The sequence below is a fragment of the Selenomonas sp. oral taxon 892 str. F0426 genome, from assembly GCF_000468035.1.
In the GTDB taxonomy this organism is placed as follows: Bacteria; Bacillota; Negativicutes; order Selenomonadales; family Selenomonadaceae; genus Centipeda.
On the sequence record NZ_KI260523.1, the window covers coordinates 93,864 to 106,339 of the forward strand.

At 53.9% G+C, this 12,476-nt stretch carries 11 protein-coding genes; 9 read left to right on the top strand and 2 right to left on the bottom strand.

Translation table 11 applies throughout. The features are described 5' to 3' along the window. The first annotated feature begins 8 nt into the window (after window positions 1-8). From hemL to HMPREF1992_RS01470, 3 genes are all read left to right on the top strand, one after another. On the top strand, window positions 9-1,328 hold the full coding sequence (gene hemL / locus HMPREF1992_RS01460) for a glutamate-1-semialdehyde 2,1-aminomutase (protein WP_021684033.1): 1,320 nt from the start codon (window positions 9-11) through the stop codon (window positions 1,326-1,328). Between the two features lie 137 nt (window positions 1,329-1,465). Then, entirely contained in the window at window positions 1,466-3,121 is a 1,656-nt protein-coding gene (locus HMPREF1992_RS01465; protein ID WP_021684034.1) for a polysaccharide biosynthesis protein, read from the top strand. Next, on the top strand, window positions 3,118-4,002 hold the full coding sequence (locus HMPREF1992_RS01470; protein ID WP_021684035.1) for a diacylglycerol kinase family protein: 885 nt from the start codon (window positions 3,118-3,120) through the stop codon (window positions 4,000-4,002). Before HMPREF1992_RS01465 ends, HMPREF1992_RS01470 begins: the two co-directional genes overlap by 4 nt. Window positions 4,003-4,008: 6 nt before the next feature. On the opposite strand, the gene HMPREF1992_RS01475 is transcribed toward HMPREF1992_RS01470, so the two are convergent. Then, a complete protein-coding gene (locus HMPREF1992_RS01475; RefSeq protein ID WP_021684036.1) occupies window positions 4,009-5,232 on the bottom strand; it encodes an ATP-binding protein in 1,224 nt (407 codons plus the stop codon). 16 nt (window positions 5,233-5,248) lie between these two features. Continuing rightward, the gene (locus HMPREF1992_RS01480; RefSeq protein WP_037357973.1) at window positions 5,249-6,484 is read right to left on the bottom strand and encodes a nucleotidyltransferase family protein; all 1,236 of its coding nucleotides are present in this window, start codon (window positions 6,482-6,484) and stop codon (window positions 5,249-5,251) included. A 141-nt stretch (window positions 6,485-6,625) separates the two neighbouring features. Here HMPREF1992_RS01480 and mnmA point away from each other — a divergent pair, with 141 nt between their 5' ends. From mnmA to HMPREF1992_RS01510, 6 genes are read left to right on the top strand one after another with little or no spacing between them, the layout of a single operon-like run. After that, complete coding sequence (mnmA, locus tag HMPREF1992_RS01485; protein ID WP_021684038.1) at window positions 6,626-7,723, top strand: tRNA 2-thiouridine(34) synthase MnmA; 1,098 nt, start codon at window positions 6,626-6,628, stop codon at window positions 7,721-7,723. Window positions 7,724-7,751: 28 nt separating this feature from the next. Further along, window positions 7,752-8,798, top strand: coding sequence for a hypothetical protein (locus tag HMPREF1992_RS01490; RefSeq protein ID WP_037357976.1), 1,047 nt, complete (start codon window positions 7,752-7,754; stop codon window positions 8,796-8,798). A gap of 11 nt (window positions 8,799-8,809) precedes the next feature. Beyond that, window positions 8,810-9,661 (top strand): NYN domain-containing protein, encoded by an 852-nt coding sequence (locus HMPREF1992_RS01495; protein WP_021684040.1) that lies wholly within the window; start codon window positions 8,810-8,812, stop codon window positions 9,659-9,661. 11 nt (window positions 9,662-9,672) lie between these two features. Next, entirely contained in the window at window positions 9,673-10,080 is a 408-nt protein-coding gene (locus HMPREF1992_RS01500; protein WP_037357979.1) for a DUF3783 domain-containing protein, read from the top strand. After that, the gene (locus HMPREF1992_RS01505) at window positions 10,080-11,021 is read left to right on the top strand and encodes an ABC transporter substrate-binding protein (RefSeq protein ID WP_037358143.1); all 942 of its coding nucleotides are present in this window, start codon (window positions 10,080-10,082) and stop codon (window positions 11,019-11,021) included. The genes HMPREF1992_RS01500 and HMPREF1992_RS01505 overlap by 1 nt, the downstream gene beginning before the upstream one ends. Next, on the top strand, window positions 11,021-12,475 hold the full coding sequence (locus HMPREF1992_RS01510) for an aminotransferase class I/II-fold pyridoxal phosphate-dependent enzyme (RefSeq protein ID WP_021684043.1): 1,455 nt from the start codon (window positions 11,021-11,023) through the stop codon (window positions 12,473-12,475). The genes HMPREF1992_RS01505 and HMPREF1992_RS01510 overlap by 1 nt, the downstream gene beginning before the upstream one ends. Window position 12,476 lies beyond the last annotated feature (1 nt).

Sequence of the window (12,476 nt, forward strand, 5' to 3'; positions counted from 1 at the left end):
GATCTGCTATGCGAAATACGGAACAGTCGAGAGCCGCCTTTGCCGAGGCGAAAGAGCATATGCCGGGCGGAGTGAACAGCCCCGTTCGTTCCTTTGCCAATGTGGGCGGAAATCCTCCCTTTATTGCGCGTGCTGAGGGGGCGAAGATCTATGATATTGACGGAAATGAATACATTGACTATGTGGGATCGTGGGGACCGATGGTCGTCGGTCATGCACATCCGCAGGTTGTCAAGGCGCTTCAAGAAGCAGTAACGCGGGGCACAAGCTACGGTGCACCGACACTTCTCGAAACTGAACTTGCAAAACTGGTCCAGAGCGTATATCCGTCCATCGAAGTCATCCGCATGGTGAACTCCGGAACGGAGGCGACGATGAGCGCCCTTCGTTTGGCACGCGGCTATACGGGGCGTGACAAGATTGTAAAATTCATCGGCTGTTATCACGGGCACAGTGACAGCCTGCTTGTGAGCGCAGGATCGGGGCTTGCGACGTTCGGCGTGCCAAGTTCGCCTGGTGTGACGAAGGGAACTGCGGCGGACACAATTGCTGTGCCGTACAACGATGCAGATGCCATCCGCGCAGTCATGGAACGAGAAGGAGACACCATCGCAGCGGTCATTGTGGAGCCGGTCGCGGGCAATATGGGGCTCGTTCTTCCGCGTCAGGGGTATCTCTCTCTGCTGCGCGACCTCACAGCCAAGCACGGTGCACTGCTCATCTTCGACGAGGTCATGTGCGGTTTCCGCGCATCTCTCGGCGGTGCACAGGCTGCCTACGGCATTCGTCCGGATCTCACCTGTCTCGGCAAGATCATCGGCGGGGGACTGCCCGTCGCGGCATACGGCGGCCGACGTGAGATCATGGAGCGTGTATCTCCCTCGGGTCCCGTCTATCAGGCGGGAACGCTTTCTGGCAATCCCCTTGCGATGACGGCAGGCATTGAAACGCTGAAAATCCTCACGGCAGAACCTGAGGAGGGAAAGGCAGACTACAGCCGTGAGCTGACAATCAAGACAAAGGAACTACTGCTCGGATGGCAGCGTGCGGCAAAGGATTCCGGTGTTTCCATCTGTGCCCATCAGGCGGGCTCCATGTTCGGCATTTTCTTCATCGATCGCGAGGTCTATGACTATACGGACGCAGAGGCAGCCGATCAGGAGGCATTTCGCATTTGGTTCGATACCATGTTGGATGAGGGAATTTACCTTGCACCTTCGCAGTTCGAGACGCTCTTCCTCTCCGGCGCACATGCGGCAGAGGATATTGAGCGCACGATTGCCGCTGCCGAGAAGGGCTTTGCTGCGGTGAAGAAATCACGCAGCTGAATCGTGTTAACATACCTCCTGTAAGCAAATCCTGCTTGCAGGAGGTTTCGTTTTGAGAAAAGTGCGATTGCTCGAAGGGTTGGCATATGTTATAATTCATTGTAGGAATTATATGTTCAAAGTATCGTATTGAGGCGGTGTTTCTCATTCGTGAGATAGATGTTGCTGAGGGGAAAAGCAGCAAGGGAGAATCCTTCCTCAAGGGAACCTTCGTCCTGACGATTGCAGGTTTTGTCGTCAAGGTCATCGGTTCGCTCAACTGGATCTTCGTTTCCCGCATCCTCGGCGGTGAGGGAATTGGTCTCTATCAGATGGCTTTTCCCATTTATTTTTTTGCCATGACGGTTTCACAGGCAGGTGTGCCTGTTGCCATCTCAATCATTACGGCAGAGCGCGTGGCTCTGAATGATATATACGGCGCAAAGCGCGTCTTTCGCATTTCAATGATGCTCATGCTGATGACTGGTCTGCTCTTTTCGATTCTGACCTATCTGGCTGCGGACTGGCTGATCGATTGGCAGCTGATCCGCGATGCGCGCGCCTACAAGGCTGTGGTGGTGCTTGCACCAACGGTCTTTTTCGTGACCCTGCTCGCCAGTTCGCGCGGCTATCTGCAAGGCTGGCAGCGCATGACCCCGACAGCGGTGTCGCAGATCGTGGAGCAGATCTTCCGTGTGGTGACAATGATCGTACTCGCGAGTCTCCTCATGCCGTGGGGGCTCGACTATGCGGCGGCGGGCGCCTCGCTCGGAGCCTTTGCCGGAGCCGTGACGGGACTAATCGTGCTCGTCTACTTCCACATCAAGCTGGAGCGGGATATTGCACGTGACTACGGTACGGATCTGAAACCTCTGCCAGGTACCGCCTATGAATCGCGGCGCTCGATCATCAAGCGGATCTTCAAGCTATCCCTTCCTGTATCGGCGGCAAGCATCATGCTGCCCGTCGTGTCGAATCTCGACCTCATGATTGTGCCGCAGCGCCTTGAGGCGGCAGGCTACAGCATCAGCGAGGCGACAGAGCTCTTCGGCTATCTGAACGGTATGGCGGTGCCGCTCGTCAATCTCGCAACTATTCTGACGGCCTCAATGGCGATGAGCATCGTACCGGCAATCTCCGAATCGCGGGTACTTGGCGATCAGACGCGCGTTTTTGATCAGACAGCGGCGTCCGTTCGCATCTCGAATTTTGTCTGCTTTCCCGCATTTGTTATCGTATTTATACTGGCAACACCGATATCTGCTCTGATCTACAATGCACCGGGGGCGGGACCTGCCGTAATGATCTCGGCAGTGAGCATTATTCTGCTGGGGCTTCATCAGGTATCGACAGGCATCCTGCAGGGACTCGGACATCCGACCATTCCGATGGTGAATATGCTGCTCGCAGCGGCGGCAAAGGTATTTCTCAACTGGCATCTGACTGCGATCCCGTGGCTCGGCATCATGGGAGCGGCATGGGCGACTGCAGCGGACATGGGCGTTGCGGCGCTCATCAATCTCTATTTCATCTACCGTTTCATCGGTTACCGCATTGAACTGCTCCAGCTCATCAAGACGATCTGCGCTGCCGCGATCATGGCGGGAGCGGTCTACTTGTTCTACACATGGACACTCGAATGGTGGGGGATTGCTGCCATCTCCACGTTCGGTGCAGTACTCTTCGGCTGTGTGGTCTATGTTGCCGCGATGATTCTCCTGCGTGCACTTATTGAAGACGACCTCCGCCGTCTGCCGATGATCGGCGCGGTTGGAATTCGGTTTCTGCAGCGGATTGGAGTTTTTAAGACATGAAAAAACTTGGGCTAATATACAACCCCGTTTCAGGTCATGCGCTCTTTAAGGCGAAACTTGATCCTCTGATCGATTTGTTTCAGCGGCACGGCATTGTGCTTTGTCCCTATCGTACGCGCGGGGGGGGAGAGGATGATCTCGGCCGCTTTCTTTGCGAGATTTGTCCGGACGGGGTGCTTGCTGCCGGCGGAGATGGTACGGTGCACGCTGTTGTGAATGCCATGATCGAGTCCGATGCAGATATACCACTCGGCATTCTCGGCAGTGGTACATCCAATGATTTCGCAACGCATATGGGGATCCATGGGGACTGGGACGCCTACGTTGAACGGATTGCGGCGGATGAATCCCGTCGTGTAGATCTGGGGCTGCTCGAGGGGCATGGACAGTACTTCGTCAATGTCGTCAGTGCCGGTATGCTGACAGGAATCGCCCATGAGGTAAAGTCTGCCTATAAGAACGCATTGGGAAAGGTCGCCTACTACCTGAAGGGAATCGGTGAGATTCCTCGTCTGCGCTCCTTCTCCGTACAGATTACAGCAGATGAAGTCTGTTACGAAGAGGAGCTATTTCTCTTCGTCATCGCAAACAGTCCTGTTGTCGCGGGGATGAGGCAGATTGGGCAGGACATCTCCATTGATGACGGGATGCTGGATCTTCTCGCCGTCAAAAAAACAGGTCTGCCGCAGTTTATGTCTGTTGCGGCAGACCTGTTTTCGGGGAAACCTGTAACGGATCGTGAGAATATCCTGCACATTCGGGCAAAATCCTTTAAGATTCATGCCGAGGAGGCGCTCCACAGCGACATTGACGGAGAATGCGGACCGCCGCTCCCCCTGTATGTGCGAACGCTTCCGCTTGCGCTCTCTGTCTACTGTTGAACCTGTTCAATGGATTCCAAGGTAGTGAGCGACGAATTGCTGTGCTGCGCGTCCGCTGCGTCCGCTGTGTGTCATCTCCCAACGCAGCCCTGCAATACGCAGTTCCTCGGGCGAGAGATGAATGCCCTTTTGCGAAAGCATGTGGTCGATGATTGCAAGGTATTCGTCCTGATCCGGTGTATGGTAGTGGATGATGAGTCCGAAGCGATCCGAAAGTGAGACGGTCTCATTGATCGTGTCGTCGCGATAGATCTCGTCCTGTTCACGGTCACGCCACGTCTCGCGCACAAGATGGCGACGGTTGGAGGTCGCGTAGAGACGTACGTTCGGTGGGCAGGCAGAGACGCCGCCTTCGATGGCGGATTTGACCGATTTGAATTCGGCGTCGGAGTCCTCGAATGAGATGTCGTCAAGGAAGAGGATGAATTTTCGTCCGACATAATTCCGCAGGGCATCCATGATCTCGGGCAGCTTGCGCAGCTGTTCCTTTGTGACCTGCACAAGACGAAGGCGGCTCTCTTCGTATTCACTTACGAGAGCCTTGACTGCAGAAGACTTGCCCGTCCCGCGTGCGCCAACAAGTAGAACATGGTTCGCGGGTTTTCCGTCAACGAATGCACGTGTATTTTGGAGCAGCTGCTCTTTTTGGCGTTGGTAACCGATGAGATGTTTCATCTGGGTGCGTTCGAAATGAGGGATACCGCATATCCTATCTGCTGCATCATCCCAGCGGAAAACGACATATGATGCAATATCTCCGTAGCCGTAACGCGCGTAAAAAGTGAGCAGTGCCTCGGCGTAGTCTCGCGGAGTTTGTGCCGCTTCGATCCACGGGAGGAGGAAGTCCTCTGTCTTATCATAGATGTTCTGGGTCGGCTCGTAATTATCCAGCAGCTTTTCTCCGAGGAAAGCACTGGTCGGTTGCGTGAGCAGCGGATAGAGGTGCTCGATGTCCTCATAGAATGCCTGACGCAGGCTACTTCCCGGTGGAAGGCCCGTGCGCTCCATCGTCTTCGAGACAAGGTTGCTCTTATGGGTGAATACGTGAAGCAGATATCGGGAGAGCAGGTTGCCGCTGAGCCCGAGATCCTCCGCTGCACGGATGAGATATCCAGTGCACTCGGCACGAATCTCCATATTGTCATCATCCCAGGTGAGGAAGTTCAGAATTGGATCATGATCCAGTGTATTCAGTACGAAAAGTGTTGAAAGCTTGAGATTTTGGCTCATAATTCTATCCTCTCTTTCATGAAAGAACTTTAGGTGACGTAACAAAATCCGTGTATTGTTTGTCATGTGCCGTCATCGTCATCAACCGCAGCTCCGTTGCACGGGTGTCGAAGGCAAGCATCTGCTGCAGCGGCACATGTCCTGCTGCTATTCCGCGTTCCTCAGACGAGAGATATTCTGCTACGCGCGTGATGATGGGCAGCGTGGATTCCTCTTTGATCATGCGCAGGAGCGCCCGTCCATACGCATTGAACGCGAGGGGGCGGATGTAGGCAGCACCGGCCGTATCAAAGGACTCCGCTTGCTGTCTTGTGAAGTGCAGGAGCAGATGGATGATTAGGCGCGCGATCCGGCTCTGCGGATAACGCTTGGTGGCAACTGTACGAAGAAATCCTCTGTAATCTGTCGCTGTTTTTATGCTGCGAATGAGGCGGTTCTCGATGCCCTCTGCAATGCCATAGATCTCCACAAGTGCAGAGGAATCCGTTACGAGCAGGAAATAGTGCAGGAGTGTGAGGAGTGTGTCCTCCCGTGGAATACCTGTAGTGTGTGCGCTTTGCAGGTCATCTAGTACCGATAGCATCACACTCTCTCGCAGATTCGTCCATGAGGGGCGTGGCTCACCGAGAGCCTTGCGAATGGAGGAGGCACTGGTAATGCCGTGCTGCAGCCGCATATCATTATGCCGTGCGGCCGCTCGTCGGATGGCAATGGGGGTGATCTGCGGTGCAAGGCTGTGCAGCGCACGCAAATATTCGATGGCGAGGATATTGTTCGGTGCGCGTAACATTTCCTCAGGTACATTGCGTTCCTCTGTTAGCACGTTCGTAAGCGCTCTGGCGTAGGAATGCCCCGATCTGAGCTTTTCACTCAGCCGTATCTGAATGGCTTCGGAATCAATTGCGGCTGCAAGCTCTGCAAGTGGAGAAAGTACCTCTGCTTCCGTTCCAAAGGCAAGGTGGGTGATGATCCCCAACCGCGTGAGGAGTACGATGCTGCCGCGTGCAAAATCTTGTGCGCTGCGACAGGCAAACACAAAGGGATGCTCAAGCACGAGATCCACACCGCCCAATACTGCATGACGAGCCCTCGTCCATTTATCAAGAATGCATGGCTCGCCACGCTGGGTAAAGCTGCCGCTCATGACGGCAATGATACGCGCGTTTGGGAATCGCTGCCGCACGGCGTCGATCTGGAAGCGGTGCCCATGGTGAAACGGATTGTATTCGGCAATGATTCCAATGACCTGCATAGCAATCCTCCCCACAGATATTTCCATCCTATTTTAACAAAAAAAACAGGATTTGGATAGAGTCGTGAAACAAATACAATTCCTTGTATTTTCAAGGCGCGAATGCTATACTAAACGAAAATTTAGGAAAGCTGAGGAACAATGGGACAGGAGATGAACAAGGAGCGCGTTGTTGTCGCCATGAGCGGTGGGGTAGACAGTTCATTGACAGCTGCGCTTTTGTTGGATCAGGGATATGATGTTGTGGGCATTACTATGCGCCTTTCAGATGAGAACCGTGATATCGCACCCGACGGGCGCAGCTGTTGCTCCCTCAGCAGTGTCGATGACGCGCGGCACGTTGCCGACGTGCTGGGAGTTCCTCACTATGTGATGGACTTTACGAAATCCTTTGAGCACGCGGTAATTGACTATTTTTTCGATGAATATCTGCGCGGACGTACGCCGAATCCATGCATTGCCTGCAATCGTTATATCAAATTTGAGGGACTGCTCAAGAAGGCTCGTGAACTTGGTGCCTCCTATATTGCGACAGGGCACTACGCGTGCATCGACCGTAGCGAGGAGGACGTGTACCGTCTGCGTAAGGGGCTCGATCTCGAGAAGGATCAGTCTTATGTATTGTATCATCTGAATCAAAAGACACTACCGCATGTTTTGTTTCCGCTTGGCGGGTTCAGCAAGAGCGAGACGCGGCGCATGGCGGAGACATATCATCTCCCCGTTGCGCATAAGGCTGAGAGTCAGGAAATCTGCTTTGTTCCACGTGATGACTACAAGGCCTATTTGCTGGAAAAGCGGCCGGAATGTGCACGTCCGGGAGAGATTGTCGATCGTACAGGGAATGTGCTCGGCATGCATGAAGGTGTTGCGTTCTATACCATTGGTCAGCGAAGAGGGCTCGGCATTGCGGCACCGCAGCCGCTCTACGTGACAGCATTGGATGCAGTGAAAAATCAAGTTGTTGTGGGAGGAGCGGACGAGGTCCATGCACGGGAATTCATTGCCTCGGATCTGACTTGGACGATGTGGAATGGACTCGATCAAGAGCGTTCGGTGCAGGCAAAGATTCGCTATGGCAAACGGGAAGCAGCAGCGCGAATCATTCCGTGTGGCCCGGAGAGTATACGGGTGTGTTTTGCAGAGCCGCAGCGTGCCGTGACACCGGGACAATCTGTTGTGTTTTACGAGAGAGATGTTGTACTTGGCGGCGGGATCATTGACGAAGTGATTGACTGAGCTGTTCATCTTAGGGGAGGGAATTACGATGAGCCGTACCATGAAGCTGAAGGTCGCCCTCGCAGCGCTACTCGCGGTACTCCTGCTACTTACGGGCCTTTTTTGGTATTTTCGTATCTACACAAAGACGCCGGAATATGCGATTCGCTCGATCGGGGATGCGTTTGAGCGCCGCGACGAGACGCTCTTCCTGCGCTATGTTCGCCTGGATGCCGTACTTGACTCCGGGTATGATGATTTTATGCGCGGAACAATGGACGCAGAATTTGGGCATTCACGTGAGACATCAGCAGCACTCGAGGATTTTTCCAAAATGCTCAAGCCCGCGTTCATAACGATGCTCAAAGATGCTGTGCATACGCGCATGACAACGGGGGAATGGCCCTCTGCAGATCCGGCGGAGGATGGTGCAGACACCGAAAATATTCTCTCTCGTATCGGCGTGCGTGATTTGACGTTTCGAGAGATTGCCAATCTGACGCACAATGAAGAAGCACAGACAGCGGAAGCAGAAGTTGTCGCACATCAGGGTGAGGCAGACTCTGATTTCACTTTCAAAGTGCTCCTTTCTCCATCCGATGAAGGAGATTGGCAGGTCGTCTCCATTCAAAATCTGCATGAATATGCCGTCGTATTGGAGCAGGCACGCCGCCTGCGTATCGAGTCCTATTTGCAGGAAACAGACGCGATTATGGTACGGCACGATCAGACATCCGGCGCTGCACAACTGAGGCTTTACTCCGTATTGGGGGCAGGAGCTCTTGGCAGCCAGGCAACACGCGATATGGCGCGCCAGATCATGGAGCAGAACATCCTCATCGACTGGCAGGAGCGCAAAAATGAGCTGGAGGATGTTTCCGTGCCCCGCAGCATGCAGAGCCTGCATCAACTCCGCCTCAAGATCTGTGATCTGCACATTGCCTATGCACAGGGCTATGCATCGTGGATGACGGACAAGAATGCAGCCACAATCCGCAGTGCAGAGAACAGCCTGCGTCAAGCAGAAGTCCTCGAGGTGGAGGCATCGTTTCTCGTGCAGCGCGCCAAGCGATCATTTGGTGATAAAATGGAGTGAGGAGAGAGAGCATGCTCGATTCGAGCAATGATACCGTGGCGATTCTCTATGACATAGAGAATGCACCGATCGAAATGCTGCAATATACGATTGATAAGGCTCTGCGCCACGAGCCCGGACGTATAATTGTGGTCTCGGACTGGGAAGCGCACCCGGAGCAGAAGCGTTGGGACCGTCTCATGGAATATCCTGACCTGACCTTTCGTCAGATCAGTCGTACCTTCTATGGGAAGAACTCTCTGGATTCAGCACTCTATGATTCGGCGCAGATGCTCTATCAGGAAGGTGTACGCAAGTATTTCATCATCACGACGGATTCAGATTTTGTGCACATTGCCAATTCCTTGAATGCCGAGGATCCGTCCTACATCATCGGTGTTGGGACGAAGCAGGCAAGTGAGGATCTGCGCAATGCTTACAATGATTTTTTTGTCTATCCACCGGAGCCAAAGTCCGAAAAGAACATGACAAAGAATAAGAAATCAGAAAAGAACGGAGAGGTGAAACCTGTGGCAAAGAAGAAGTCATCCGAGGATAAAGCTCCAAAGCAGAAGCCTGCTGAGGAACATACGGCAAAGGTATCGGAGCAGAAGAAGCAGACCTCGGTCGGCGGAAAGAAAAAGGAAGTACCGGATAAGCCGGTAAAGGAGGCGGCAAAGCCTTCTGAAAAAATCAAGAAGAAGCAGGGGCAAAATCCCACTTCCCCCGCCGAACCCACACCACCGCCAGCGATGAGCGGCTTCTTGACAGTACGTCTCCCAAAAACACTCCGCACCTCGCTTGAGCAGAAAATGCTTGAGGAGGAGGTATCTCTGGACGAACTCGTAACCTATCTCTTGATGCGCGGACTTGCGGCGAAGTAAAGGAAACGTCAGTGATGAAAAAAGAAGAGCGCGTCCTGCTCTATCAGTTTCCCGAAGATCAAATCCATACGGCACAAGATGTATTCCGCACACTCGGCATCCGTATGCAGGTTCTCCCCCCGAATGCATGGCGAGAGAAGGTCGGCTATCTGCTTGGCAGTAAGGGATTCAAGGCTGTGCAGCCACAAGAAGAACAAATTTTTGACTTTCCACATCGCCTCATTCTGCTGGAGAATATTCGTGGGAAGCGACTGACAAAGGTTCTCTCAGCGATGGAGGAAGCAGGTATTCCGCGTGTCACATATAAATCGGCGATCACTCCGTACAATACACTGTGGACATTGCGATTTCTGTGTGAACATATGGCGAAGGAGCATGCTGTTTCTGCCGAAGAAGCAGAGAGGGAGGGGGATGTATGATGAAGCGATTACTTGCCGCAGCACTTTCCATGCTGTTCCTTCTCACGATGGGCTGCGGAACGAAAACGCCGCCAAAGGATGAAAAACTCTCGAAGCTGATCATTGGACTGATGCCTGATACGGACTCAATTCCGTTCATCATCGCCGCAGAGCGCGGATACTTTGCAGAGGAGGGCGTCGAGGTAGAACTTGTTCCCTTCAAGAGTGCGATGGAGCGCGATGCGGCCCTGCAGAGCGGCAATCTCGACGGTGCCGTCTCTGACCTGCTTGCCGTCATCTTTGCGCGCTCCGGTGGTTTTTCTCTGCACGCGACCTCCTACACAGATGGGAATTACAATCTCATCGCGGGAGGAAATGCAGGCATTTCCTCTCCAGCAGATCTGCACGGGAAGGAGATCGCCATCTCCCGCAACACGATCATCGAATATGTAACGGACGAGATCCTTGCGGTCAACGGTATGGGTGAGCAGGATGTCTCCAAGGTCGTTATCCCGCAGATTCCCGTGCGTCTGGAGATGCTGCAGAGCGGAAATCTAGCGGCGGCTGTTCTGCCGGAGCCGATGGCAAGCGTTGCTGTGGCATCGGGAAGCCGCTATGTGACAGGGTCGGGGGATCTTGGCATCAATCCGGGCGTGATTGTATTCTCGGACGCCTCCATCCAGGAGAAGGCGGCGTCTGTACGGGCGATGTACCGTGCCTATAATAAAGCCGTAGAGTATCTGAATCATACACCGCGTGCGGAATATATTGATCTCGTGATGGAGAAGAGCGGATTTCCTGCACCCGCACGCGATGCCCTCGAACTGAAACCCTATCGTCCTGCCGGACTCCCGGCAGAGAAGGACGTAGAAGAAGCGGTGCACTGGGTGAAGAGCAAGGATCTTGCGGGGGATTACCGCTACGACGATCTTGTCTCAAAACTCCTGTTGGAGGAGATGTAATGCCGTACCTCTCCCAGTCCAGTGCTCCCATCCAGGAGGCATTGGAACGGATGAAGCGCGCACGTCTTGTCCCCTTTGATGTGCCGGGACACAAGCGTGGGCGCGGGAATCCGGAGCTTGCGGCATTTCTCGGCGCTTCCTGCCTTGATGTCGATGTAAACTCTATGAAGATGCTCGATAATCTCTGTCATCCGGTCTCTGTGATTCGGGATGCAGAGATTTTGGCGGCGGAGGCATTCCGCGCTGCACATGCATTCTTCATGGTGAGCGGGACAACCGGCTCCGTGCAGGCGATGGTGCTTTCAGCCGTGGGGCGCGGTGATAAGATTATCATGCCGCGCAATGTCCATCGAAGCGCGATCAACGCACTGATTCTCTGCGGAGCAATTCCGATCTATGTGAATCCCGGCATTGATGATATACTCGGCATTGCGCTCGGTATGCGCGTGGAGGATGTCGCTGCCGCGATCGCGCATCATCCGGATGCAAAGGCGGTCTTTGTCAACAATCCGACGTATTACGGCATCTGCTCCGATCTGCGTGCGATTATAGAACTCGCACACGCCCACGGCATGAAGGTACTCGTGGACGAGGCACATGGAACACATCTCTATTTCAGTGATCGTCTGCCCGTTGCAGCGATGGACGCAGGTGCGGATATGGCAGCCATCAGCATGCATAAGTCCGGTGGTTCGCTGACCCAGAGTTCGCTCCTGCTCTGTTCGGACTCGATGCCGCTCGGCTACGTCCATCAGATCATCAATATCACACAGACGACGAGCGCATCCTATCTGCTTCTTGCGAGCCTCGACATCAGCCGCCGCAATCTGGCACTGCGCGGGCGGGAGGTCATTGACAAGATCATTGACCTCGTTGCCTATGCTCGCGATGAGATCAATGCGATCGGCGACTACTATGCTTATGGGAGCGAGCTGATCGACGGCTCTGCAGTCTACGATTTTGACACAACAAAGCTTTCTGTTTTCACGCGGGCGACCGGGCTTGCAGGCATTGAGGTCTACGACATCCTGCGTGATGACTACGACATCCAGACGGAGTTCGGAGACATTGCGAATCTGCTCGCCTATGTGTCTGTCGGCGATCGTCCGAAGGACATCGAACGCCTTGTCGCAGCGCTCGCGGAGATACGGCGGAACTACCGCAAGGATCCGTCCAAAACCCTCAAGATGGAATATATTGATCCAACGGTCATCTGTGGCCCGCAGGATGCCTTCTATGGAGAGAAGGAGGCTCTGCCAATTGCAGAAACATGCGGACGTATATGCAGTGAATTTGTTATGTGCTATCCTCCTGGGATTCCCATTCTCGCGCCTGGAGAGCAGATCACGGAGGAGATCTTGACCTATATCCGCTATGCAAAGAAGAAGGGCTGTCAGATTACGGGACCGGAGGACATGAGCATACGGCGTCTCAATGTGATGACGGAGTGTTAAA